Genomic DNA, 23,518 nt, shown 5'->3' on the forward strand with positions numbered 1-23,518 from the left:
ATAGTCCGCTTAAGTCCCGACCCCCGAACGAAGGAAGCCCCGATGACCCTGTTCCGCCTGGACGCGAGCATCCTTCCCGGCACCTCGGCCAGCACCGAGCTCGCCGACGTCGTGGAGCGCGAGTGGGCCGCCACCCGCTCCGACACGCAGGTCGTGCGCCGCCACCTGGGGACCGACCCGCTCCCCGCCGACGCGTGGGCGGCGGCCACCACGGCCGGGTTCGTACCCGAGGCCGACCGCACTCCCGCCCAGCAGGACGCACTCGCCCTGGGCGCGACCCTCAGCGCCGAGCTCGAGCGCGCCGACGCCGTCCTGCTGGCCGTGCCGCTCTACAACTACGGCGTCTCCCAGCACGTCAAGACCTGGATCGACCTGGTCATCGCCGGCGCGGGCGCCACCAACCCGATCCTGAAGGACACACCGACGGTGCTGATCACCGTGCGCGGCGGCAGCTACGGCCCCGGTGCCGCGCGCGAGGGCTGGGACCACTCCACCGGATACCTCCGGCGGATTCTCGGTGACCTCTGGCAGGCCGACCTCACCGTGATCGAGCGGGAGCTCACGCTCGCCGCCGTCAACCCGGCGATGGAGAGCCTCCGGGAGACGGCCGCCCGCGTGCACGACGAGGCCCGCGCGGCCGCCCACGACGCCGGACGCGCGCTGGCGGAACGCTGACACCACCCCACTGCGGGCGCGCGTTCGGAGGTATGACGGCAGGGCCGACCGTCCTAGACTCGGACTAGTTTGTGATCTAGGACACAGACAGTCGACGTCCGAGTGAGGTGCTCATGTCCTTCGATCCGCGCGCCGAGACCGGGATCCCGACCGAGCCGGTGGGGTCGCTGCCCCGGCCGTCGTCGCTGCAGGAGGCCTACGCCGCCTACGACGACGGGAAGATCGACAAGGCGGCGCTCGAGCAGGAGCAGGACGCCGCGGTCCGGGACACCATCGACCGCTCCGAGCAGACCGGGGAACCGATCATCTCCGACGGCGAGCAGCGCTGGTCGTCGTTCGCGACCTACCCGATCACCGACACGCTGGCCGGCACCGGCCTGGCACCGACGCTGGGCCCGGGCGGCCAGTTCTTCGCCATCTTCGCCGACGGCCACGGCCGGCAGCTGCCGAAGCTCGAGCGGGGACCGTTCTCCTACGTCAACTACGCGGCGGACTCGCTCCGGAAGTCGATCGCGTACGCGACGAAGCCGATGAAGCAGGCCGTCATCTCGCCGTCGATGCTCGCGTTGCTCTACCCGCTGCGCGACCCGGTCGAGGGCTACAGCCGGGAGGACTTCGAGACGGCGCTGGTCGACGAGTGCGAACGCGACATCCGCGGTGCGTTCGACGCCGGCGCGGCACGCGTCTCGGTGGACTTCACCGAGGGCCGGCTCGCCACCCGCGAGGACCCGCGCAACCCGTGGACCGGCGCCGGCCTGCTCCCGCACTTCGTCGAGCTGATCAACCGGGTGATGGCCCGGTTCAGCGCCGACGAGCGGCGCAGCATCGGCATCCACACCTGTCCGGGCGGGGACCGCGACTCGGTGCACTCCGCCGACGTGCCCTACAACAACCTGCTGCCCGCGATGTTCGGGATCAACGCCGGCTACTTCCTGATCCAGCTGGCCAGCGAACGCGAGCGGGACCCGGTCTACGAGTCCATCGGGCGCAACCTGCGCGACGACGCCGAGGGCGTCGCGCAGATGGCCTACATCGGCGTGATCAACCCGCAGAACCCGAGGGTCGAGGGCCCCCCGGAGGTCTGCGACCGGCTGGTGCGCGCCGCCGACTTCATCCCGCGCGAACGGCTCGGGTCGACCGACGACTGCGGCTTCTCGCCGTTCTCCATCGACGAGAAGCCCAACCACGGCTCGCCCGACTTCGCGCGCGACATCGCGTTCCAGAAGATCAGGAACCGGGTCGAGGGCACGAAGATGGCCGCCGAGAAGCTCGCCGTCGGCTGACCACGGCCGGTCGTCGTGTTCGATCCCAGGTCGGTGACCGGCATCCCGACCGAACCGGTCGGCTCGCTGCCGCGCCCGCAGGCGTTGCTGGACGCCTACGCGGCGTTCGCGGCGGGGCGTCTCGATCAGGCCGCCGTCGAGCAGGCGCAGGACGACGCCGTGCGCGACACCCTCGAGCGGTACCGGGCGACCGGCGCGCCGATCGTGTCCGACGGCGAGCAGCGCCGGTCGTCGTTCGCCGCGTACCCGGTCACCGGTTCCCCGGGTGCCGCCGCATCCCCGCCCGGGGACCCCGCCGTCGTCGCGGACGGGCACGGGCGACCCTTTCGTCCGGCCGGCGACGGGCCGTTCCGGTACCGCGCCTACGCCGGCGACACCCTCGCGAGGTCGATCCGCCTCACGACGCTGCCGATGAAGCAGCCGGTCGTCTCACCGTCGACGCTGGCCCTGCTGCACCCGCCGCACGAGCGGACACGGGACCAGGACCTGGTCGACGAGTGCGAGCGTGACATCCGCTCCGCCTTCGCCGCCGGCGCGGTACGGGTGTCGGTCGACTACTCGGATCGGCGGCTCGCCGGCGGCGACGATCCCGGGCCCCACGGCGGGGCGACGGGGCGCGGGGTCGGCCTGATCCGCGCGGTGCTCGAGCGGTTCACCGCCCGCGAACGCATGCACGTCGGCGTGCACACCTGTGTACCGCCGGGCTCCGGCCCCGGGGCCGGTCCCGGCTACCTGCAGCTGCTGCCGGAGATCCTCGGCCTGGACGCCGGCTACTTCCTGCTCCAGCTCGCCGGCGAACCCGACCACGACGCGATCTGTGCCGTGATCGGCGCGCACCTGCGCGGCGACGCCGGCGGCCTGACCCCGGTCGTCCACCTCGGAGTGATCGACACCCGCAGCCCGCACGTCGAGAGCGCACGGGAGGTCGCCGACGTCCTCGTGCGCGCCGCCGTCCACATCCCGGCCGAGCAGCTCGGCTCCACCGACGACTGCGGCTTCTCCCCCTTCTCGCGCGATCCCCGGCCGCTCGACGGGCTGACCGACCTCGCCCGCGGCATCGCGTTCCGGAAGATCCGCAGCCGGGTCGAGGGCACCCTGCTGGCCGCGGAGAAGCTCGGCTTCGCGTGACACGGGGTCCGGCGCGCCTGGAGTTCCTGGCGACTCGCTCGGACGCGGCGCCGGCCTCCGAGCTGTTCGCGCGGCTCGATGCGCTGTTCGACGCGCAGTACGCCCACCTCGGCCGCGCGTCCCGCCCGGGCTCGGTCACCACGCCGGAGGAGATGGCACCGCCGCACGGGGCATTCCTGCTCGGCGTGCTCGACGGCGTACCGGTCGCCATCGGCGGCCTGCGCCGCCTCGACGACCGGACGTGCGAGATCAAGCGGCTCTACGTCGAGCCGCCGGCCCGCTCTGCCGGTGTCGGACGACGGCTGCTGGCCGCGCTGGAGGACGCCGCGCGTGCGCTGGGCTACGGGTGCGCCCGGGTGGACACCGGTCCGGCGCAGCGGCACAGCCGGGCGCTGTTCCGCGCGACCGGCTACCGGGTGATACCGCGCTACAACGACAACCACGTCGCCGTCTGGTTCGCCGAGAAGGACCTCGGCGACCGAACCGGGTGACCGCCACGGACGCCGCGGACGGGAACCGGCTCGCACCCGCGCGCGGTGGCGCCGGCGTGATCTCCCGCTCCGGACCGCCCGTCGGACCACACCCCGACCCCGGACCGCGCATGCCTGTCGCCCGGGGCGGTCGCCGGCATCGGAGCGGTCAGCCGCGGATCGGAAGGCCGTGGATACCGCCCCGCGGAGCGGTGAGTGTGGAGGGCACACGCCGACGTCCCTCCGACACCACAGGAGACACCAGTGCCCCGCAGACCCACCCTCACCCTCCCCGACCTCACCGGGAAGCGCGCGGTCGTCACCGGCGCGAGCGACGGCGTCGGACTCGGCATCGCCACCCGGCTCGCCGCCGCCGGAGCCGAGGTGATCATGCCCGTCCGCAACCCGCGGAAGGGCGAGGCCGCGGCCGCCGGGATCCGGCGGGGCAATCCCGCCGCGTCCGTGTCGACGCGCGAGCTCGACCTGTCCTCGCTGCAGTCCGTGGAGGCGCTCGGCACCACGCTCCTCGACGAGGGCCGGCCGATCCACATCCTCATCAACAACGCCGGCGTCATGACGCCACCGGACCGGCAGACCACGACCGACGGGTTCGAGCTGCAGTTCGGCACGAACCACCTCGGGCACGTCGCGCTGGTGGCACGCCTGCTGCCGTTGCTGTCCGCCGGACGGGCGCGGGTGACCTCGCAGATCAGCGTCGCGGCGAACCAGGGCGCGATCAACTGGGAGGACCTGAACTGGGAGCGCTCCTACGACGGGATGGACGCCTACAGCCAGTCGAAGATCGCGTTCGGGCTCTTCGGCCTGGAGCTCGACCGGCGGAGCCGCGCCGGGGGCTGGGGTATCACCAGCAACCTGTCCCACCCCGGCGTCGCGCCGACGAGCCTGCTCGCCGCGCGGCCGGAGATGGGCCGGGCCCGGCAGCCCCTGTCCCGCCGGCTCATCGGTGCGATGTCCCGCGCCGGCATCCTGCTGGGGACCGTCGAGTCCGCGGGCCTCCCGGCCCTGATGGCGGCGACCACCCCCGAGGCCGCCCCGTTCTACGGCCCGAGCGGTCCCCGGAACCTCGGTGGTCCGCCCGCGGAGCAGAAGCTCTACTCCCGGCTCTGCGGCGCCGACGACGCAACACGGATCTGGGACGTCTCCGAGGAGCTGACGAAGGTCTCCTTCACGATGTCGTGACGGGTCGATACCCCGTGCGTACAGAACGATCCGGTCCTCAGACGAGCCACGCGAGCTGTAGCACGTCGACCGTCGCTCACGCTCGAGAACCGGAAAGCGGCCATGCCCTCGGAGTGTGGCCCGGTCGACGCCGCGATCGGCAGCGCGTCGAGCCGGACGGCGGCCTGCTCGTCGGTGGCGGCCCGGCACATGCGCGGTCAGACGTCGATGCGGGCCCGCGTCACGTCCAATGGCTCGTCGTCCGGGATCGGTTGTCCGGCGAGGGTCTCGGCGGCCCACCGGATCATCCGTCGGTGGCCGGCCGGTCGTGCTGCAGCACCGCGACCCGCCGCCAGTGCTCCAGCACGTGGAAGAGGTCGCCCAGGTCGAGGTCCAGGCTCCCGCCTCAAGGCGTCGGCGTAGGCCTCGTCGACGGTCCCCTGGTCGGCCGGAAGGAGCGCAGCGCAGCGCGGATAGCCGACGGCGCGGCGCCCCGACGAGCTGCTGGCCGACCAGCGGGCGACCCGGCGCCCTGTCGTCCGGTCCGTCCCGCTCATTACCCTGCGCTGCGTGCGGATACTCGTGGTCGAGGACGACGACCGGGTCGCCCGTGGGCTGGTCCGGGCCCTGCTGCGGGCCGGCTATCGCGTCGTCCGCGCGGCCGACGTCGCCGAGGCGCACGCGCTGATCGCCGAGCAGCCCCCCGATCTCGCGCTGGTCGACATGGGCCTGCCCGACGGTCACGGCAGCGCGGTGGTGCGGAGGCTGCGCGAGCACCCGGCGACCGGGGTGCTGGTGGTGACCGCGCAGGACGGCGAGACCGAACGCGTCGTCGGGCTGCGCGCGGGCGCCGACGACTACGTCGTCAAGCCGTTCAGCCTCGCCGAGCTGCTGGCCCGGATCGAGGCGGTCAGCCGGCGGACGCGGGCGCTGCGCCAGTCGGTGTCCGAGCCCGCCGTCGTGCACCGGCGCGGGTCGCTGGAGCTCGACGTCACCGCCCGCACCCTGCGCGACGACGACGGCTGGTCGGTCACCCTCACCGCGATCGAGTCCGCGGTGCTCGCGCTGCTGCTCGAACGCACCGGGCAACCGGTGGAGCGCCGGTTCGTCATCGACCAGGTCTGGGCGGTGCCGACCGAGTCGAGCTCGCGCACCCTCGACACGCACATGGCGACGCTGCGCGGCAAGCTCGAGGACCGGGTGGTCATCCGCACCCTGCGCGGCGTCGGCTACCAGGTCGACCCGTGAGGCGCCGGCTGCTGGTCGCCGTCGCGCCGCTGCTCGTCCTGCTGATGCTGGGTGTGCTGGTCCCGACGGCCGGCATCGTCGCCGGCCGGCACACCGCGACGATGGTCTCGGACCGGATCGGCGACGCGAGCCGGTTCTCGGTGCTGGCGCTGACCACGCTGACCGGCGGATCGGAGCTCGAGGCGGACCTGGTCCGGCTGCGCGCCGAGCTCGACGAGTACGCCGACCTCTACGACACCGGCGTGTGGTTCCTCGACCGCGAACAGCAGGTCCTGCACTCCACCGACGGGACCCCGCCCCCGGAGGAGGCGCGGTCCCGGCTCGACGGCGTGCTCGCCGGGCAGCTCCCGCCCACCGAACGCACGATCTGGCCGTGGAGCATCCGGGACGAGGTGATCGTGACACCGGTGGGCCGGGACTCTCAGGTCGTCGCGGCGCTGGTGCTGTCGGTGCCGACCGACACCGTGCGGGCGATCGTCCTGCGCGACTGGGCGCTGCTCGGCGGCCTGATCACGCTGGTGGCGACGCTGGCGGTGTACCTGGTCGGCCCGATGACCCGCTGGATCCTGCGCCCGGTGGCCGACCTGGAGCGCAGCGCCGCCGCGGTACGGGCCGGCGACCTCGGCGCCCGGGCCGCGCCCGACTCGGGCCCGCCGGAGCTGCGCAACCTCACCGCGGGCTTCAACGACATGGTCTCCGCGGTACGCCGGACCATCGAACGCCAGCAGCGGTTCGTCGCCGACGCCGCGCACCAGCTGCGCAACCCGATCGCCTCCGCCCGGCTCTCGGTGGAGAACCTCGAACCGCACCTGGCCGACGACGAGGAGGCGCGCGCGACCTACCGCGACACCATCGACGACCTCGTGCGGATGGGCGCGGTCGTCGACAGCATGCTCGCCGCCACCGCGCTGCAGGACCGCCCGGCCAGCTGTGGCCCGGTCGCCGACGCCCTCGGGCACCGGGCCGCCGCCTGGCGCGCGGCGGTCGAGGAGGCCGGGCTGGCGTTCGTGGAGGACCTGCGCGACACCGGGACCCGCGTGCAGGAACCGACCGGCGGGCTCGCCGCGACCGTCGACGAGCTCGTCGCCAACGCCTGCCGGCTCTCCCGGGGCGGCTCGGTGACGGTGCGCGGCCGGGCCACCGGTGCGGCCTACCGGATCGAGGTCGCCGACGACGGGCGCGGGCTGGACGCGCGCGACCGGCGCCGGGCCACCGAGCGGTTCTGGCGCGACCCGCGCGACCAGAACGTGCCGGGGACGGGTCTCGGCCTGGCCATCGTGGCCCAGGTGCTCGACGACGTCGGCGGGTCGCTGGAGCTGGCCGAGACACCGGGCGGCGGCCTCACCGCCGTCGTCCGGCTCCCGCCTGCTCCCGGTTCCGTCCCGACCTCGGGATGAGCGATCCTGCCCGGAGGTCGTTCGTGATGTGATGGTCGCGAGTGGGAGGGGGCGCTGCGGTGACGGCGAACGTTCCGGCCGTGTCGGCGGCCGTCCGGATCCTCGAGCGGCTCGCCGCCGAGCGCCCCCGGCCGGTGTCGCCGGGCACCCTGGTCTCCGAGCTCGGACTCAACCGGTCGACCTGCTACAACATCCTCGCCACCCTGCAGGCCTCCGGCTGGGCCGCGTCCACCGGCCGCGCCGGGTGGACGCTCGGCCCCCGGCTGCTCGCACTCACCGGGGTGAGCCAGGAGCTGGTGGCGGGCGTGGTGCAGGACGAGCTGGACGCGCTCAGCCGGAAGCTGGGGTTCGTGGCGTTCGCGGCCGAGTTCGACGGCACCGCGGCCTTCACCGTCGTCGCCAAGGCCGAGCGGGCCAACGGGATCCGGGTGAGCGTCGGGGTCGGCGACCGCTTCCCGTTCGCGGCTCCGGCCCTGCTGCAGGCCTTCACCGCCTGGCTGCCGGAGTCCGAGGTCCGGGCGCTCGTCCGCCGCAACGGGCTGACCGCCTACACCCGCCACACCGTCACCGAGCCCGCCGAGTTCGACCGGGTCCTGGGCGCCGTGCGCGCCGACGGCTTCAGCCGCAGCGTGCGCCAGCTCGACCTCTCCCAGGGCGCCGCGGGCGCGACGGTCTTCGACTCCCGGTCCCGCCCGCTGTTCGCCGTGGTGGTGCTCGGCTTCTCCAGCGAGCTGGACGAGGCGCGGGTCGACGAGGTCGGGCCGGTCGTACGCGCGTGCGCGGACCGGATCACGCTGCGGATCGGCGGCACCCCACCGGCCGGCTACCCCACGACCGGGGACTGACGCCGCCAACTAGTCGTCCAGCGAACGGCCCCGGGTCTCCGGGCAGAACGGTGCGACGACCAGCCCGAGGATGTAGATCAGCCCGACGACGGTGGCCGCGACGCCGTAACCGCCGAGCGCGGAGATGATGGCGCCGGCGAGCAGCGGCCCGAGGAACGCCAGGAACCGGGCGGCGTTGAAGACGAACGCGGCACCGGTGGCGCGCAGGTGGGTCGGGTAGAACTCCGGCAGCCACACCGGCATCCAGGTGTACTGGCCGAGGGTGAAGAAGCCGTTCACCACGAGCACGACGACGATCAGCCGCAGGTCGTGGGTCCACAGGAACAGCACCGGGGTCAGCACGAGCGAGGCCCCGAAGAACACCATCGTCGTCGGCTTCCGGCCGTACCGGTCGGCGAACACACCGAACAGGATGTAACCGGCGATCGCCCCGACGTTGTAGATCATCCCCGCGGCGGCGGCCCAGGTGGCCGCGTTCCCGCCGGCGGCCGCCGCGATGCCGGAGACGTAGAGCGGCACCCAGGTCGAGATCCCCCACCAGCCGAGCGTGGTGGTCAGCGACATCAGCGAGCCCAGGATCGTCAGCCGTCGCAGCTGCGGGTCGGCGAAGATCTGGCGCAGGCTGAACCGGGTGTAGGAGATCTCCTCGTTCGACAGCTCCCCCGCCGCACGTCCCTGCAGCGACCGGCGCCGGCCCGCCGCCCGGGTCCACCGCTCGGACTCCGGCACGCTGCGGCGCAGCCACAGCGCGAAGAACGCCGGCAGCACGCCGATCAGGAACATGATCCGCCAGGAGTCCGGCCCGAGCGGGGCGACGGCGAACCAGCAGGCCGAGGCGATGAAGAAGCCCAGCCCGAGCCCGCACTGCATCAGCCCGGCGCCCTTCGCCCGGGCGTGCGCCGGCCAGATCTCGGCGACCAGCGAGGCCCCGGTCCCCCACTCCGACCCGAGTGCGAACCCGGTGATCAGCCGCAGCACCAGGAACGAGGTCACGCTCCACGAGGCGGCCGTCAGCCCGGTGAACACCGCGTAGACGACGATCGAGATCAGCAGCATCCGCCGCCGCCCGATGTAGTCGGCGATCACGCCGCCGGTGATGCCGCCGATGCCCCAGCCGAGCAGCGTCGCGGCGATCGTCGCGCCGCTCAGGAACGCGATGGAGGACTGCGGGACCGCCGGGTCGAGCCGGTGGATGACCGTGCCCGCGACGAGGATCAGGGCGTAGGTCTCGAAGCCGTCGAACAGCCAGCCCAGGTTGGCCGCGATCAGCGCGCGCCACTGCGCCCGGGTGACGCCCTCGTGCCAGGAACGTCGGACGACGACCTCGTCGTGCATGGCTCCTCCTCGGAGGATGCTTCGTCCGGATCGAAGGACATGTTGTCCTTCACACAAGACAATTGCGAGTTGCAACGCTAGGCTGAGCGCAGGTGAGCGTCAAGCCGAAGTGGTGGTCGAGCGCATGAGACTCGCGTCCTCGTTCCCGGTCCCGGCCGCGGCCGACAAGGTCGTCGCCCTGTTCCTCGATCCGGAGACGATGCGGTCCTGCATCCCCGGCTGCGAGGAGCTGACCCGCACCGACGACTCGCACTACGCGGGCCGCCTTGTCAACGAGGTCGCCCACGTGCGCTTCACGGCCCGGTTCACCGCCGAGATCACCTCGGTCACCCACGGACAGGACGGCGACCCGGCCGTGGTGGTCGCGGTGCTGCGCGGCGAGGACCGCCGCCTCGGCAGCACCATCCGGATGGACGCGACGCTGACGGTGACCCCGCGGACGACACCGCAGGACGGCGACGCCGCCGAGGTGGGTTACGAGTTCGAGCTCGCGGTGCGCGGGAAGCTCGGGCGGCTCGGCGAGGCGGTGATCCGGCGGCGCACCGCGGAGGTGGAGCGGCAGTTCGCCGAGGCCCTGACAGCGGTGTGCGCGGGCCGTCCGGTGCCGCGGCGCGGCGAGGACGCCGGTGGACACGACGACGGCCCGGGATCCGGTGCCGGCGAGCCCCCCGCTGCCGGCCCCGCTGCGGCGGCCGGGTCCAGTGCGGTCGGATCCGTTGCGGTCGCCGGTGCCGCGACACCCTCGGCGTCCGGGGTCCACTCCGGAACCGGCGATCCGGTGCCGGGGTCGTCCCCCGCGGTGCCGGCCGGCCGGGACCGGCTGGTGCTCGGTCTCGCCGTCGCGGCCGCGTTCGCCTACGGGATCCTCGTCGGCGAGCGATGGGGTGGTCGCAGGTGAGCGCCGTACGGGTGCACCACCCGGACACCCTCGACGAGGCGACGGCGTTGCTGCGCGACCTCGACGACGCCCTGGTCTACGGCGGCGGCACCGCCATCTCCGTCCTGCGGGCGCAGGGACTGCTGTTCGCTCAGGACTGGGTCGACATCGCGCGGGTCCCGGGCCTGGCCGACCTCACCACCACCTCCGACGGGCTGCGGATCGGCGCGCTGGTGCCGCTGCGCCGGATGGAGACCGACCCGCAGGTGCGACGGCTGACCCCGCTGGCCGCGCAGACCTACGGGCGCGTCGCGCACCCGCGGGTCCGCAACACCGCCACGGCCGGCGGCAACATCGCGCACGGTGACTACCGCCTGGACCCGCCGACGGCGCTGGCGGTGCTCGACGCGACCGTCCACCTCACGTCGGCCGCCGGCACCCGGGAGGTGTCGATCCGGGAGTTCTTCACCGGCTTCCAGCAGACCGCTGTCGCCCACGGCGAGCTGGTCACCGCGATCACCGTGCCGCGCCAGCCGGAGCGGGCCCGGGGCACCTACGTCAAGCTGCGCTCGCTGAGCGAGAACGACTGGCCCTGCGCGTCGGCCGCGGTCCTCGCCGTCCCCGAGGACGGGTTCGTCGACATCCGGCTCGGGCTCGGCGGCCTCGCCCCCACCACCGTCTACCTGGCCTACGACGTGACCCCGGACATGGACGTCGAGCAGGCCGTCGACGCCGCGATCGACATCGCGGACTCCGCCATGGACCCGATCCCCGACATCCGCGGCAGCGCCCGCTACAAGGCCCGGCTGGGCCGGATCGCCGTCGAGGAGGGCCTCCGTCACTGCCTGAAGGAGCTCGCCGGATGACCGACACCGTCGTCCCCACCCCGCTGCCGGAGGCCCGGCCCGCGGAACCCCGCCACGGCGTCGGCGACCGGCGCACCCGGTTCGACGCGCTGGGCCGGGTCCGCGGCACCCTGCGCTACACCGGCGACGAGGGCGCGGTCCCGGGCACCGCGTTCGCCGGCGTGCACCGCAGCACCGCGCCGCACGCGCGGATCCTCTCGATCGACACCACGGCGGCGTCCGGGATGGACGGCGTCGTCGGCGTCGTCACCGGCGCCGACCTCGCCGCCGTCCTGGGCGACCGGATGGTCACCGGGCCGGCCTTCGCCGACCAGCCGTGCCTGGCGGTCGACAAGGTCCGCTTCGTCGGCGAGGCCGTCGCCGTGGTGCTCGCGACCGACCTCGCGACCGCCCGGGCGGCCGCCGACGAGATCGCCGTCGAGTACGCGGAGCTCCCGCCGGTGTACGACATCGACGACGCGCTGCGCGGCGAGGCGTTCGTGCACGACGAGCTGCGCCCGAGCTCGGTCTTCGCCGACCTCGCCCACCTGCGCGGGGTCCGCGACACGAACGTCTGTTACGAGTACCGCCAGGTGCTCGGCGACACCGCCGCGGAGCACGCCGCCGCGACCACGACGGTGTCGGCCACCACCTGGACCCCGCCCACCCAGCACGTGTCGATCGAGCTGCCCTCGACCACCGCGTGGGTCGACAGCGGCCGGCTCGAGATGCTGACCACCACCCAGACGCCGTCCTACGTCCGGCAGACCGTCGCGACCATGCTGGACCTGCCGCTGTCCCGGGTCCGGATCACCACCCGCCCGCTCGGCGGCAGCTTCGGGACCAAGATGTACGACCGCCTCGAGCCCCTCGCCGCGGCGCTCGCGTGGACCACGGGGCGCCGGGTCCGGATCGACGCGACCCGGGAGGAGGCGTTCCTGCTCACCACCCGGCACGGCGCCCAGGTGATCGGGACGATCTCCGCCGACTCCGGCGGTGAGCTGGTCGCGGTCAGCTCCGACGTCCGCTACGACACCGGCGCGTTCGCCGACGTCGGGCCGCGGATCACCGCCAAGTCCGGACTCGTCGCCCCCGGCCCGTACCGGATCCGCAGCGTCGACGTCCGGTCCCGCTGCCTCTACACGAACAAGGTCTCCGCCGGCCCCTTCCGCGGCTTCGGCGTCCCGCAGGTGACGTTCTCGCACGAGACGCTGATCGACGAGCTCGCGCGCGCACTCGGCGAGGACCCGTACCGCTTCCGGCGCCGGCACCTGCTGCGCGAGGGCGACGTCGCCACCGTCGGCACCCGGATGCACAGCGCCGACTTCGTCAGCTGCCTCGACGGGGTCACCGCCGCGATCGGCTGGGACGAGGAGACCCCGCCCGGCGACGGGCGCTGGGTGCACGGCAAGGGCGTCGCCGTCGGGTTCAAGGCGGTGCTCACCCCGACCGTCGCGAACGCCACCCTCAACCTGAACCAGGACGGCTCGGCGACCCTGCTGATCTCGACCGTCGACATGGGACAGGGCAGCGACACGATCATGGCGCAGATCGCCGGGGAGGTGCTGTCGCTGGACAGCCGCCGCATCCACGTCGTGCGGGCCGACACGGACGCCACCCCCTACGACACGATCACCGCGGGCAGCCGCTCGACCTACCACACCGGCAACGCCGTCCGGCTGGTCGCCGAGGCGATGCGGGACAAGCTGATCGGGTTCGCCGCCGAGCTGTGGGACGTCCCTGCGGGCGTCCTGGTGCTGGACGCCGACGGTGTCGCGCACGCCGACGACGACCGCCGGATCTCGCTGCCCGAGCTGGTGCACGCCCGGTTCGGCGCCGCCGGAGCCACGGTCACCACCGCGGAGAACTTCACCAGCCGGTGGGTCCCCTACGACCACGACACCGGCCGGACCGAGAAGGCCACCGAGCACTGGTTCGCCGGGGCCGCGGCCGTCCGGATCGCCGTCGACACCTGGACCGGGCGCATCCGCACCCCGCACCTCGCCGTCGCCGGCGACGTCGGCCGCGCCATCAACCCGACGCTGGTCGAGCAGCAGCTCACCGGCGCCGCACTGATGGGACTCGGGCACGCCCTGTTCGACGAGCTGGTCCACGACCACGGCCAGCTCACCAACGCCACCCTGCTCGACTACCAGCTGCCCTCGTTCGCCGACGTCCCGGAGCGGCTGACCCCGATCATCGTGGAGAGCGCGCACCGGGACGGGCCCTTCGGCGCGAAGGGGGTCGGCGAGACCGGGATCCTGCCGATCGCCCCGGCCTACTCCGCGGCGGTGCGCGACGCCTGCGGCGTGCGGATCACGACGCTGCCGCTCACCCCGGAACGGGTCGTCGAGCACCTGGAGGACCGGTCATGACCGAGGTCGTCCTGCACGTCAACGGGCACCCGAACCGCGTCGCCGTCGACGACACCACGCTGCTGCTCGACGCGCTGCGCCGCCGGGTCGGGGTGACCAGCGCCCGGGAGGGCTGCGGCGTCGGGGCCTGCGGGGCGTGCACCGTGCTCGCCGGGGGCCGGAGCGTGTCCGCCTGCCTCGTCCGGGCGACCCGGTACGACGGCGTCGAGCTGACCACCGCCGACGGTCTCGCCGAGGACGATCCCGTGGTGTCCGCCTTCGTCGAGTGCGACGCGATGCAGTGCGGCTATTGCATCCCCGGGTTCGTGCTGATGTCCACCGAGTTGCTGCGGGAGAACCCGGACCCCACCGACGAGGAGATCATCGAGCACCTGGCGGGCAACATCTGCCGGTGCGCGACCTACCCGGACATCCTCCGGGCGGTCCGGCTCGCGGCGCGGCGGCACCCCGGATGACCATCGGCCGCCCGTGGGGCACGCTGCGCTACCTCGGCTCCGGCACCGGCCCGCTGGTCGTCCTGTTGCACCCACTGGCCCTGGCGGGGGCGGTGTGGCGCCGGACGGTCGACGACCTCGCGCGCGACCACCGGGTCGTCGCCCCGGACGCACGAGGCCACGGGGAATCCACATGGGACGGCGAGCCGTTCACCGTCGAGGGCCTCGCGGACGACGTCGCCGCCCTGATCGAGCACCTGGACACCGGCCCGGCCCGGATCGCCGCCCTGTCGATGGGCGGGTGCACCGCGATCGCGCTCGCCGCGCGCCGGCCCGAGCTGGTGCACAGCCTGGCGCTGGCCGACACCACCGCCGACTACGGCCCCGGCAAGGGCGAGACCTGGGCCGCGCGCGCGGAGCAGGCGGTGACGGTGCCACGGACCGAGCAGCTCGGGTTCCAGCTGGACCGCTGGTTCTCCGGCCGCTTCCGGGAGCAGGACCCGGCCGAGGTGCGCCGGGTCTCGGCCGTCTTCCTGGGGACGGACTCCGCAGCACACGCCGCGGCGTGCCGGGCACTCGGCGGCTACGACGACTCCGCGCGGCTGGACCGGATCACCGCCCCGACCCTCGTGCTCGTCGGCGAGGAGGACTACGCGACCCCGCCCGCCATGGCGCAGGCCCTGCACACCGGCATCGCCGGCTCCGAGCTCGTCGTCCTGCCCCGCACCCGGCACCTGAGCCTCGTCGAGAGCCCGGCCGCCCGCGACGCGGTACGCGCGCACCTGACCGCCGCCGGCTGAGTTCCGCCCACGGCGTGCGCCGCGCTCACGGCTTGCGTTCCCGGAACCACCGCCGCGCCCCGGGGTGCAGGGCCACCGGCGTCGTCGCCGCGCCGGTGCGCGGGTTGATCTGGCCGGCCTCCTGCCGCACCTGCGACAGCTGCGGCGCGTGCGTGAACAGCATCCCGGTCAGCCAGTGCGCGAGCTCGGCGTCCATCGACGGTGACACCGCGAGCAGCGTGGGCACGGCCGGCGCGGGCGCGGACTCCATCGGCGGGTACATCGTCGCCGGCACCACGACCGGCACGTACTCCAGCGGGTGCGCCCGCACCAGCGCGTCGACCTGCGCGGTCAGGTCGAGCAGCCGGACGTCGCCACCCCGGGCCAGCTCGGTGACCGCCGGCGTGGGCATCCCGGTCAGGCTGAACACCGCATCGACCTCCCCGGCGCGGAAGGCGCGCACCGAGTCCGCCTGCGAGTAGGTGCGCAGCACCGGCGTGCTGCCGGCCGCCGCCAGCAGCCGCTCGGTGACGAAGCGGGTCCCCGACAGCGGTAGCCCCGCGGCGACCGGACGGCCGTCCAGATCCCGCAGGCCGGCCGGGCCGTCGTTCGCGGGCACGACGACGTGCAGCACCGAGTCGAACACCCGGGCCAGCGCCGCGACGCCCTCCTCGCCCGCGGCGACGTCGATGTTGAGGAATGCCATCTCGGCCCGTCCCTCGGACAGCAGTGCGAGGTTCTCCGGCGCCGAGTCGGTGTAGACGAGCTCGACGACCGGACGCCCCCACCCGCGGTCGAGCACCGAGGCCAGCGCGGCACCGATCTCCCGGTAGACCGCCCCCTCCGGACCGGTCGCGAGCCGGAACGGCGCCGGCGGACCCGGTGGCGAGGACGTACAGGCGGACAGCAGCCCGCCGCCGAGCGCCGCACCGGCCAGCGTCCCGGTGGCGCGCAGCAGCCCGCGACGCGACAGCTCCACCACGACGGGCAGCGTACGGCCACCGTCGGCGATGTCCGGAATGTCAAGCCAACCCCAAGAAATACCGGTGTGAGTGGATTCGACCGGTGTGGCCCGTAACGCTGCCGCGAGCATCGTCACGCGAGGGAGCGACCGACCATGAGCAGTCCAACGACGGACGGCAGCACACAGCCCGCGGCTCCGACGCAGCGGAAGCGGACGCCGATCTACACGCACCTGTACTTCTGGGTGCTCATCGGCATCGCCGCCGGCATCGTGGTCGGCATCGCGCTGCCCGAGGTGGCCGGGGAGCTGAAGTGGCTCGCCGACCTGTTCATCAAGCTGGTCAAGGTCGTCATCGCGCCGGTCATCTTCGCGACCGTCGTGGTCGGCATCGCCGGACTCGGCAACCTGGCCAAGGTCGGCGGCCTGGCGCTGCGGACGATCATCTACTTCAACATCACCACGGTGGTCGCCCTCGGACTGGGCCTGATCACGATCAACCTGTTCGCGCCGGGTCTCGGCCTGGGCTACGACCGGGAGACCTTCGACGGCTCCGCCGCGGACGACACCATCGAGTCCGCGGGCGCGGTGGCCGGTTCCGGCTTCTCCGACTTCCTGCTGAACCTGGTGCCGACGTCGTTCGCCTCGGCGTTCGTCGAGGGTCAGCTGCTGCAGGTGCTGCTGCTCGCGATCCTGGTCGGCATCGCGATCACCATGCTCGGTGAGCGCGGCAGGTCCATCACCCACGCGCTCGACGGCTTCGCCAAGGTGATGTTCGGCGTCATCAAGATGGTCATGTGGGTCGCCCCGCTCGGCGCGTTCGGCGGAATCGCCTTCACCATCGGCCGCTACGGCACCGCGATCCTCGGCAACCTCGCCGGGTTCATGGTGACCTTCTGGGTCACCTGCCTGATCTTCATCTTCGCGTGCCTGGGCCCGATCTGCTACGCGGCCGGGTTCAACATCCTCAAGTACATCCGCTTCATCAAGGACGAGCTGCTGATCGTGCTGGGCACGTCGTCCTCGGAGACGGTGCTGCCGCGGATGATGACCAAGCTCGAGGCGGCCGGAGTGCCGAAGCACGTCGTCGGCCTGACCATCCCGACCGGCTACTCGTTCAATCTCGACGGCACCGCGATCTACATGACGATGGGCGCGCTGTTCATCGCCCAGGCCTTCGGGATCGACGTCCCGCTGGCCACCCAGATCGGCATCCTGCTGTTCATGCTGATCTCGTCGAACGGCGCCGCCGGCGTCTCCGGCGCCGGACTGGTCACCCTGGCCGCCTCGCTCGCCGCGTTCGACGACGTCATCCCGCTGGTCGGCCTGGCCCTGATCGTGGGCATCGACCGGTTCATGTCCGAGGGCCGCGCGCTGACCAACCTCACCGGTAACGGCATCGGCACCCTGGTGATCGCCCGGTGGACCGGCGAGCTCGACCGGGACCGCCTGAAGTCGGTGCTCGACGATCCCAAGCAGGTCGACGTCGACGAGCTGATGAAGGCCGAGGCCCGGGCGGGGATCGCCGGGGCCACCGGAGACGGCACCGCGTCGCAGCCCGACGGGCGCGAGGCCGCGACCATCGGCGCCGGGAGCACGACCGAGCCGGAGTCCGGCGCGGGTCGCTGACCTCCTCCCGCCGGCGCCATCCCCGCCGGCCGCACCCTCCGATTGGCCCGCCCGGAGCACACGCTCCGGGCGGGCCCGTCGGCGTTCGAGGCGACGCCCGCCCGCGACCGTGATCCTTCTCCGTGGAACCGTGAGGTCGGTCGGGTGCCGCCCAGGTTCCGCGGAGAGGGATCAGGCCCCGGCGAACGCCGGCGAGAGGTCCATGAAGACCCGGTAGTCGACGATCCCGCCCTCGCCGAGCCGGATGACGGTCAGGCACGGCAGCGCGAGCGCTGCACCGGCCGGCGACTCCGTCCCGATCGTGAACCGGCAGAACAACCGGTCGTCGATCTCGGCGACGTCCTCGACGGTGTGCCGGACCCATGGCAGCGCCCCGGCCGCACCGGCGGTGGCCGCGACGACCGCGTCCCGGCCGACGAGGGTCTCCCCGTTCCCGAAGGTGTAGGTCGCGTCCGGCGCGAACCACGCCCCGAACTCCTCGGCGGCCCCGGCGTCGACCGCCGCACACATCGAGCGGACCATGGCGGCCCGGTCCGCCGTCGTCGTCGGGGCGCTCACTTCTTCTGCAGGGACAGGCCGTAGCGGGTCATGACCTCGGCGACCAGCGTCATGTCCCGTCCCGGCGGGAGCTGGGACAGCTCCCGGTAGTAGTTCTCCAGCCCGGGCGGGGAGACGACCGCGACGATCCGGGTCTCGTCCTCGAACGGGTTGTAGAACACGTGCGGCACCCCGCGCGGCATCAGCAGCGAGTCGCCGACGCCGAGCTCGTGCGGCTCGCCGTCGAGCTCCACGATCACCCGGCCCTGGACACAGGTGAACAGCTCGTCCTCCCGGGAGTGCACGTGGGTGGGCGGGCCGCCGAGACCGGGCGGGACGACGTACTCGAACAGCGAGTACGCGCCGTTCGTGTCCGCGCCGGTGAGACGGGTGTAGATGCCGAGGCCGATGGCGCCCAGGTTGGTCCCGTCGCCGGGGTGGCACACGTGGTGGCGCCGCGCGGCGGCCGGTTCGGTGGTGGTCGGTTCGGCGGTCATGGTCGGTGTCCTTCCACAGGAGTTCGCGAGGGTGGGTCAGTCGTTCCGGACCGGTACCGGTTCGGGCGGCAGGCTGTCCACGACGGGCTCGGCGGACGGCAGCTCCGGATCCGCGCCCGGACCCGGCGCCGGCCCGCCGAGCCGCTCCAGCAGGGCCGGGGTGACGTCGCGGTAGGCCGCCGGGTCGACCGGCTCGAGCCAGTGCCGGGCCCGGACCGCCCGGCCGATCTGCAGGCCGAGGTCGTCGAGGACCTCGTCGGCGTGGTGCAGCGAGAACGGGATGATCTTCGTGCCGCGGCAGTGGTGGGTGTTCGTGGCGACGTCCATGAACGCGATCTGCTCCTCGGTGTGTGCGCGGCGCTCCGCGGCACCGGGAAGCTCGAGCGCACCGGCGAGGTCGGCCGCGATCCACAGCGCCGCCATCTCGGCGTTGAGCGGGCTGAAGAACGACGAGTTGTAGCCGTTGAAGTACAGCCCGGGGACGTCGAACGGGAGGATCTGGCGGTAGAGCAGGAAGTTGGCGCGCTCGTCGAACAGCTTGTCCTGCACCGCGCCGTCGAGGAACGGGACGCCCTGGGTGAAGCCGGTCGCGCACACGACGAGGTCGGCCGGCAGCCGGGTGCCGTCGTCGAGCTCGGCGACGCGCCGGTCGTCGGCGTCGACGGCGAGCCGGGCGATCGTCCGGTCCCGGTGCACCCGGATCGTGCCGTCGGCGACGCCCTCGAAGAAGCCCTCGGTCGCCAGCCCGATCGCGCCCTTGACGATGTCCTGCATCCGCCCCGGCGGCACCAGGCCGAGCCGTGCGAGACCGAACTGGCGGACCGAGACCGGGCCGAGCGAGTCGAGCAGCCCGCCCCGCACCCGATCGGCCGGCCCGTGCAGGAACTTCTCGAACCCGCGCAGCCGGCGGTAGCGGAACAGCGCCTCGCCGAGCCTGGTCAGCAGCAGCGCCTTGAAGTTGACGACGCCGGCGATCTTGCGCGGGATCTTCCACAGCAGCTGGCGGGCGATCACGTCGGTGCTCGCCGCGACCTCGGCGACGGGCACCGCGATGTCACAGGCTGTCTTGCCGTACCCGACGACGAGCACGTGCCGGTCCCGGGCGGCCTCGACGTCGGTGAACTCGGTACCGGCCAGCACCCGCCCGCCCGCGGCGGTGAAGTCGTCGGCCCCCGGGAACTCCGGGACCGACGGCTCGCAGAAGACACCGTTGGCGACGACGACCCGGTCGAACGACTCGCTGACGGCCGTGTCCCCGGTCCGGCTGTCGACCGACCAGCCGGCGCCCGCCTGCCGGACCGCCTCGACGACGGTGCCGAGCCGGGTCCGGGAGTCGACGCCGAACCTCCGTGCGTACGACGCCAGGTACTCCTGGACCTGGGCGCCGGTCGGCCACTCCGGGAAGCCCTCCGGCATCGGGTGGTCCGAGAACGCGTACTGGACACCGGGGCTCTGCGTCGTCAGACCCGGGTACCGGCGGGTGCGGCTCCACACCCCGCCGACGTCGGGTGTCCGGTCGAAGACGACGACATCGTGGCCGGCCTGGAGCAGCACCTTCGCCGTGGTCAGGCCGGCGACCCCGGCACCGATGATCGCAACGCGCATGTCCTGGCTCCTCCCACCGCGGCACCTCCGTGTGCCGTGGCGCACATCGTGTGGGGAGGGACGGATCGCCCCCAACGCGCAGTCCCACTCGCTGGGACCGCGGATTGGACACCACCCGGGCCGGAGTGACAGTCGCTCCCATCATGGAACCTCCTCACGAACCCCGCACCGCACTCGTCGGCGGCGGCGCGGGCGGCATCGGCAGTGCGACCGCGGCCGCGCTGCTCGAGCGCGGCCACCGGGTCGTGCTCGCCGGGCGCACCGCCGCATCCCTGGACGCCGCGGTCGCCGCCCTCGGCGGCGGCCCACGCGTCGACCGCATCGTCTGCGACCTGGCCGACCCGGCGGCGGCCGCGGCCGCCGCCGACGACCTGCGCGACGAGCTCGACGTGCTGGTGGTCAACACCGGCGGCCCACCACCCGGCGCGGTGCTCGAAGTTTGCGAGAAAGCCTGGTACGCGGCGTTCGACCTGCTCGTGACGGGCCCGCTGGCGATGCTGCGGGCGGCGCTGCCGGCGATGGCCGGGCGCGGCTTCGGGCGCGCCGTGGTGATCACCGGGACCGCGGTGCGCCGGCCCCAGCCCGGGCTGGCGCTCTCGACCGTCCTGCGTTCGGCGACGACGGCCGCGGCAGGCCTGGCCGCCCGCGAGTACGCCGACCGCGGCGTGACGGTCAACTGTGTCGCGCTCGGGGCCACCCACACCCCGCGCCGGCGCGAGATCCTGGAGAGCCGCGCCACCGCGCTCGGCACCGACGTCGACACCGCCGCCGCGCGGGACGAGGCCGACATCCCCGCGGGCCGGGCCGCCGACCCGGCCGAGATCGCCGCGGCCGTCGCGTTCCTCGCCTCGCCGGCTGCCGGCTACGTCAACGGCACGGTGCTGACCGTGGACGGCGGCCTGACCGGGACCGCCTGAACGACAAGGAGCCGACCACCATGGCCACCGCCGGAACCGACTTCACCCTCGCCGACTTCCTGAGCAGCAATCCGCCGGTCGTGCGACCGGGCGCCGCGCGCCCGCTCGTCGTGCACGACGCCGACCTGCACACCCTCCCCGCCGGGTCGGTCCCCAACCCGACCGAGCTGCGGGTGGCCGGGACGCTGCCGACCGAGACGTTCGAGATGTTCCGGCAGGTCATCCCGCCGGGCGAGAGCTCGGACATGCAGCGCCACCACCACGAGACCGTCCACTTCGTCCTGTCCGGGGACGGGCACAGCGAGATCGAGGGGGTCGACGGTCCCGACGAGACCGTCACCTGGACGACCGGGTCGTTCGTCTACACCCCGCCGTGGGCCTGGCACCGGCACTACAACGACTCCGCCGAGCACCCGGTGGAGTTCCTGACCGTCGAGAACTCCCGGCTGCTCGGCCGGCTCGGACTCATCCGCCGCCAGAGCGCAGGCCTGGTGACCCTCGACGACGCCCGCCGACTCTTTCCGGAGGAGACATGAGCACGACACCGATCCCCGAGCACGTCAGCGTGTGGGGCGAACTGGCCGATGTGGACCACACCCTGCGTCACGTCGACGTGCCGCTCGGCGACGGAGTGGTCCGGACCCGGGTGCTGCAGGCCGGGTCCGGACCCGAACTGGTGCTGCTGCACGGCACCGGCGGGCACCTCGAGGCCTACGCCCGCGACGTCGCCGGCCTGGCCCGCGACTTCCACGTCACCCTTTACGACATGGTCGGGCACGGCTGGTCCGACCTGCCGGACCGGCCGTACACGATCGACGTGCTGTCCGACCACCTCGCCGGGCTGCTCGACGCGCTCGGGATCGACGCCGCGCACCTGTCCGGCGAGTCGCTCGGCGGCTGGGTGGTCGCATGGTTCGCCGCCCACCACCCCGACCGCGTCCGGCGGCTGGTCCTCAACACCCCCGGCAACATCGCGAACAAGCCGGACGTGATGCGGCGGATGCGGGAGACCACGATGGCCGCGGTGCAGGACCCGAGCGAGGAGACCGTGCGACGCCGGGTGGAGTTCCTGTTCCACCACAAGGAGATGGTCACCGACGAGCTGGTGAACCTGCGCCGGCAGGTCTACTCCCGGCCGGGGTTCGTGCAGGCCATCACGAACACGCTCGTCCTGCAGGACCCGGAGATCCGCAAGGACTTCGCCTGGGATCCGGCGTGGGTCGGCCGGGTCACCGCGCCCACCCTGCTGCTGTGGACCGAGCACGACCCGACCGGCGGGCTCGACGAGGCCGACATGCTGCTCGGCTGGCTGCCCGACGCCCGGCTGCACGTGATCGCCGACGCGGGGCACTGGCCGCAGTGGGAGAAGGTCGACGAGTACCTCGAGACGCACCGTGCCTGGCTGCTGCACGGGAAGGTCCCGGCCTGATGTCCGAGATCGTGGGCTTCGTGGGCATGTCGCACAGCCCGTTCGCCACCATGCTCCCGCCCGCCGGCCCCGGCGGGCCGGGCTCGGCGTTCCTCGCCGACACCGAGCGGGTGCGACGCGCGGTGGACCTGCTGGCGCCGGACGCGGTCGTCGTGATCGGACCCGACCACTTCCACGCCAACTTCTACGACGTGATGCCGCCGTTCGTGCTCGGTGTCGAGAACGCCGTCGGCTTCGGTGACTTCGGCAGCCCGTCCGGGCCGCTGCCGCTCGCCGGCGACCTCGCCTGGTCCGTCCACGACGGACTGACCGCGGCCGGGTTCGACCTGTCGCTGTCGTACTCGCTGACGGTCGACCACGGCGTCGTCCAGACCTACGAGATGGTCACCGGCGGGCTGGACCTGCCACTCGTCCCGCTGGTCGTGAACACCGCCGCACCCCCGCTGCCGACCCTGGACCGGTGCCTGGCGCTGGGGCACGCGCTGGGCGCCGCGCTGCGGTCGGCGGAGCCGGGCCGCCGGGTGCTGGTCGCCGCCAGCGGCGGGCTGTCGCACTGGCTCCCGTCGAACGATCCCCGCGACCCGACGGTCACCGGCGACCGCCGCGCGGCCCTCATCCACGGCCGGTCCGATGTGGAGGCCTTCACCGCCGCCCGGGAGCCGCGGGTGCGGGCGATGGGCGGGGACCCGGGCGCGCGGGTCAACTCCGAGTGGGACCGCTGGTTCCTCGACCGTCTCACCGCGGGGGACCCCGCTGCCGTCGCAGATCTCGGGCACGAGGTCCTCGAGAAGAACGCCGGCACCGGTGGCCACGAGATCCGCTGCTGGCTCGTCGGTCAGGCCGCCGTCGGGCTTCCGCTGGCCTGGACCGGCTACGAACCGGTCCCGGAGTGGATCACCGGGATGGGCGTCGGCACCACCTTCCCGGTCACCTGACCCCCTCATTCGCGCCCCCTCCGCGCCCCTCCGCGCCCCCTCCCCCGTCCCCACTCATGACGCTTTAGTTCGGTGATACCGGGCTAAAGCGTCATGAGTCGGCTCTTGTGGCGGGGGGCGGGGCGGGGGCGGGGGAGC

23 protein-coding genes are annotated in these 23,518 nt (G+C 73.3%); 18 read left to right on the forward strand and 5 right to left on the reverse strand.

The features are described 5' to 3' along the window. Nucleotides 1–42: 42 nt before the first annotated feature. From WIS52_RS15175 to WIS52_RS15210, 8 genes are all read left to right on the forward strand, one after another. Nucleotides 43–675 (forward strand): FMN-dependent NADH-azoreductase, encoded by a 633-nt coding sequence (locus WIS52_RS15175; RefSeq protein ID WP_349298880.1) that lies wholly within the window; start codon nucleotides 43–45, stop codon nucleotides 673–675. A 113-nt stretch (nucleotides 676–788) separates the two neighbouring features. Further along, nucleotides 789–1,958, forward strand: coding sequence for a uroporphyrinogen decarboxylase/cobalamine-independent methonine synthase family protein (locus WIS52_RS15180; RefSeq protein WP_349298881.1), 1,170 nt, complete (start codon nucleotides 789–791; stop codon nucleotides 1,956–1,958). Between the two features lie 15 nt (nucleotides 1,959–1,973). After that, complete coding sequence (locus WIS52_RS15185) at nucleotides 1,974–3,086, forward strand: uroporphyrinogen decarboxylase/cobalamine-independent methonine synthase family protein (RefSeq protein ID WP_349298882.1); 1,113 nt, start codon at nucleotides 1,974–1,976, stop codon at nucleotides 3,084–3,086. Then, on the forward strand, nucleotides 3,083–3,577 hold the full coding sequence (locus tag WIS52_RS15190) for a GNAT family N-acetyltransferase (RefSeq protein WP_349298883.1): 495 nt from the start codon (nucleotides 3,083–3,085) through the stop codon (nucleotides 3,575–3,577). The genes WIS52_RS15185 and WIS52_RS15190 overlap by 4 nt, the downstream gene beginning before the upstream one ends. A gap of 243 nt (nucleotides 3,578–3,820) precedes the next feature. Beyond that, the gene (locus WIS52_RS15195; RefSeq protein WP_349298884.1) at nucleotides 3,821–4,756 is read left to right on the forward strand and encodes an SDR family oxidoreductase; all 936 of its coding nucleotides are present in this window, start codon (nucleotides 3,821–3,823) and stop codon (nucleotides 4,754–4,756) included. Nucleotides 4,757–5,305: 549 nt separating this feature from the next. Then, a complete protein-coding gene (locus WIS52_RS15200; protein ID WP_349298885.1) occupies nucleotides 5,306–5,983 on the forward strand; it encodes a response regulator transcription factor in 678 nt (225 codons plus the stop codon). Then, entirely contained in the window at nucleotides 5,980–7,380 is a 1,401-nt protein-coding gene (locus WIS52_RS15205) for a HAMP domain-containing sensor histidine kinase (RefSeq protein WP_349298886.1), read from the forward strand. The genes WIS52_RS15200 and WIS52_RS15205 overlap by 4 nt, the downstream gene beginning before the upstream one ends. A 59-nt stretch (nucleotides 7,381–7,439) precedes the next feature. After that, nucleotides 7,440–8,225: an IclR family transcriptional regulator gene (locus WIS52_RS15210; protein WP_349298887.1), complete on the forward strand. Its 786-nt coding sequence runs from the start codon at nucleotides 7,440–7,442 to the stop codon at nucleotides 8,223–8,225. 9 nt (nucleotides 8,226–8,234) lie between these two features. Here WIS52_RS15210 and WIS52_RS15215 read toward each other — a convergent pair whose 3' ends face one another. Beyond that, nucleotides 8,235–9,560: an MFS transporter gene (locus WIS52_RS15215; RefSeq protein ID WP_349298888.1), complete on the reverse strand. Its 1,326-nt coding sequence runs from the start codon at nucleotides 9,558–9,560 to the stop codon at nucleotides 8,235–8,237. 124 nt (nucleotides 9,561–9,684) lie between these two features. Between WIS52_RS15215 and WIS52_RS15220 the strand changes: the two genes are divergently transcribed. Genes WIS52_RS15220 through WIS52_RS15240 form a run of 5 tightly spaced genes read left to right on the forward strand, consistent with a single transcriptional unit; the run spans nucleotide 9,685 to nucleotide 14,891 of the window. Then, nucleotides 9,685–10,458: a CoxG family protein gene (locus tag WIS52_RS15220; protein ID WP_349298889.1), complete on the forward strand. Its 774-nt coding sequence runs from the start codon at nucleotides 9,685–9,687 to the stop codon at nucleotides 10,456–10,458. Next, nucleotides 10,455–11,303, forward strand: coding sequence for an FAD binding domain-containing protein (locus WIS52_RS15225; protein WP_349298890.1), 849 nt, complete (start codon nucleotides 10,455–10,457; stop codon nucleotides 11,301–11,303). The genes WIS52_RS15220 and WIS52_RS15225 overlap by 4 nt, the downstream gene beginning before the upstream one ends. After that, a complete protein-coding gene (locus WIS52_RS15230) occupies nucleotides 11,300–13,657 on the forward strand; it encodes a xanthine dehydrogenase family protein molybdopterin-binding subunit (protein WP_349298891.1) in 2,358 nt (785 codons plus the stop codon). Before WIS52_RS15225 ends, WIS52_RS15230 begins: the two co-directional genes overlap by 4 nt. Beyond that, entirely contained in the window at nucleotides 13,654–14,112 is a 459-nt protein-coding gene (locus WIS52_RS15235) for a (2Fe-2S)-binding protein (RefSeq protein WP_349298892.1), read from the forward strand. The genes WIS52_RS15230 and WIS52_RS15235 overlap by 4 nt, the downstream gene beginning before the upstream one ends. Then, nucleotides 14,109–14,891, forward strand: coding sequence for an alpha/beta fold hydrolase (locus WIS52_RS15240; RefSeq protein WP_349298893.1), 783 nt, complete (start codon nucleotides 14,109–14,111; stop codon nucleotides 14,889–14,891). The genes WIS52_RS15235 and WIS52_RS15240 overlap by 4 nt, the downstream gene beginning before the upstream one ends. A gap of 25 nt (nucleotides 14,892–14,916) precedes the next feature. Here WIS52_RS15240 and WIS52_RS15245 read toward each other — a convergent pair whose 3' ends face one another. Then, on the reverse strand, nucleotides 14,917–15,852 hold the full coding sequence (locus tag WIS52_RS15245) for a TAXI family TRAP transporter solute-binding subunit (RefSeq protein ID WP_349298894.1): 936 nt from the start codon (nucleotides 15,850–15,852) through the stop codon (nucleotides 14,917–14,919). 135 nt (nucleotides 15,853–15,987) lie between these two features. Between WIS52_RS15245 and dctA the strand changes: the two genes are divergently transcribed. After that, nucleotides 15,988–17,460: a C4-dicarboxylate transporter DctA gene (gene dctA / locus WIS52_RS15250; RefSeq protein ID WP_349298895.1), complete on the forward strand. Its 1,473-nt coding sequence runs from the start codon at nucleotides 15,988–15,990 to the stop codon at nucleotides 17,458–17,460. Nucleotides 17,461–17,631: 171 nt separating this feature from the next. Here the strand turns inward: dctA and WIS52_RS15255 are convergent, their stop codons facing one another. From WIS52_RS15255 to WIS52_RS15265, 3 genes are read right to left on the reverse strand one after another with little or no spacing between them, the layout of a single operon-like run. After that, nucleotides 17,632–18,018 carry a nuclear transport factor 2 family protein gene (locus WIS52_RS15255; RefSeq protein ID WP_349298896.1) on the reverse strand — a complete coding sequence of 129 codons (387 nt, stop codon included), beginning with the start codon at nucleotides 18,016–18,018 and terminating at the stop codon, nucleotides 17,632–17,634. Further along, on the reverse strand, nucleotides 18,015–18,494 hold the full coding sequence (locus tag WIS52_RS15260; protein ID WP_349298897.1) for a cupin domain-containing protein: 480 nt from the start codon (nucleotides 18,492–18,494) through the stop codon (nucleotides 18,015–18,017). The genes WIS52_RS15255 and WIS52_RS15260 overlap by 4 nt, the downstream gene beginning before the upstream one ends. A 36-nt stretch (nucleotides 18,495–18,530) precedes the next feature. Then, nucleotides 18,531–20,099, reverse strand: coding sequence for a flavin-containing monooxygenase (locus WIS52_RS15265; RefSeq protein ID WP_349298898.1), 1,569 nt, complete (start codon nucleotides 20,097–20,099; stop codon nucleotides 18,531–18,533). 143 nt (nucleotides 20,100–20,242) lie between these two features. Here WIS52_RS15265 and WIS52_RS15270 point away from each other — a divergent pair, with 143 nt between their 5' ends. From WIS52_RS15270 to WIS52_RS15285, 4 genes are read left to right on the forward strand one after another with little or no spacing between them, the layout of a single operon-like run. Further along, complete coding sequence (locus WIS52_RS15270) at nucleotides 20,243–21,016, forward strand: SDR family oxidoreductase (RefSeq protein WP_349298899.1); 774 nt, start codon at nucleotides 20,243–20,245, stop codon at nucleotides 21,014–21,016. A 20-nt stretch (nucleotides 21,017–21,036) separates the two neighbouring features. Next, nucleotides 21,037–21,552 carry a cupin domain-containing protein gene (locus tag WIS52_RS15275; RefSeq protein ID WP_349298900.1) on the forward strand — a complete coding sequence of 172 codons (516 nt, stop codon included), beginning with the start codon at nucleotides 21,037–21,039 and terminating at the stop codon, nucleotides 21,550–21,552. Further along, a complete protein-coding gene (locus WIS52_RS15280; RefSeq protein ID WP_349298901.1) occupies nucleotides 21,549–22,445 on the forward strand; it encodes an alpha/beta fold hydrolase in 897 nt (298 codons plus the stop codon). The genes WIS52_RS15275 and WIS52_RS15280 overlap by 4 nt, the downstream gene beginning before the upstream one ends. Further along, complete coding sequence (locus WIS52_RS15285) at nucleotides 22,445–23,380, forward strand: DODA-type extradiol aromatic ring-opening family dioxygenase (protein ID WP_349298902.1); 936 nt, start codon at nucleotides 22,445–22,447, stop codon at nucleotides 23,378–23,380. The genes WIS52_RS15280 and WIS52_RS15285 overlap by 1 nt, the downstream gene beginning before the upstream one ends. Nucleotides 23,381–23,518: the final 138 nt, after the last annotated feature.

The sequence above is a fragment of the Pseudonocardia nematodicida genome (assembly GCF_040105385.1).
Classification (GTDB): domain Bacteria; phylum Actinomycetota; class Actinomycetes; order Mycobacteriales; family Pseudonocardiaceae; genus Pseudonocardia; species Pseudonocardia nematodicida.

What these genes read in the sequence shown, in the direction of transcription:
- WIS52_RS15180 (WP_349298881.1), top strand. Translation starts at nt 789, where the DNA reads ATGTCCTTCGATCCGCGCGCCGAGACCGGGATCCCGACCGAGCCGGTG.
- WIS52_RS15235 (WP_349298892.1), top strand. Translation starts at nt 13,654, where the DNA reads ATGACCGAGGTCGTCCTGCACGTCAACGGGCACCCGAACCGCGTCGCC.
- WIS52_RS15275 (WP_349298900.1), top strand. Translation starts at nt 21,037, where the DNA reads ATGGCCACCGCCGGAACCGACTTCACCCTCGCCGACTTCCTGAGCAGC.
- WIS52_RS15285 (WP_349298902.1), top strand. Translation starts at nt 22,445, where the DNA reads ATGTCCGAGATCGTGGGCTTCGTGGGCATGTCGCACAGCCCGTTCGCC.
- WIS52_RS15270 (WP_349298899.1), top strand. Translation starts at nt 20,243, where the DNA reads ATGGAACCTCCTCACGAACCCCGCACCGCACTCGTCGGCGGCGGCGCG.
- WIS52_RS15280 (WP_349298901.1), top strand. Translation starts at nt 21,549, where the DNA reads ATGAGCACGACACCGATCCCCGAGCACGTCAGCGTGTGGGGCGAACTG.
- WIS52_RS15230 (WP_349298891.1), top strand. Translation starts at nt 11,300, where the DNA reads ATGACCGACACCGTCGTCCCCACCCCGCTGCCGGAGGCCCGGCCCGCG.
- WIS52_RS15265 (WP_349298898.1), bottom strand. Translation starts at nt 20,099, where the DNA reads ATGCGCGTTGCGATCATCGGTGCCGGGGTCGCCGGCCTGACCACGGCG.
- WIS52_RS15260 (WP_349298897.1), bottom strand. Translation starts at nt 18,494, where the DNA reads ATGACCGCCGAACCGACCACCACCGAACCGGCCGCCGCGCGGCGCCAC.
- WIS52_RS15220 (WP_349298889.1), top strand. Translation starts at nt 9,685, where the DNA reads ATGAGACTCGCGTCCTCGTTCCCGGTCCCGGCCGCGGCCGACAAGGTC.
- WIS52_RS15215 (WP_349298888.1), bottom strand. Translation starts at nt 9,560, where the DNA reads ATGCACGACGAGGTCGTCGTCCGACGTTCCTGGCACGAGGGCGTCACC.
- WIS52_RS15240 (WP_349298893.1), top strand. Translation starts at nt 14,109, where the DNA reads ATGACCATCGGCCGCCCGTGGGGCACGCTGCGCTACCTCGGCTCCGGC.
- dctA (WP_349298895.1), top strand. Translation starts at nt 15,988, where the DNA reads ATGAGCAGTCCAACGACGGACGGCAGCACACAGCCCGCGGCTCCGACG.
- WIS52_RS15175 (WP_349298880.1), top strand. Translation starts at nt 43, where the DNA reads ATGACCCTGTTCCGCCTGGACGCGAGCATCCTTCCCGGCACCTCGGCC.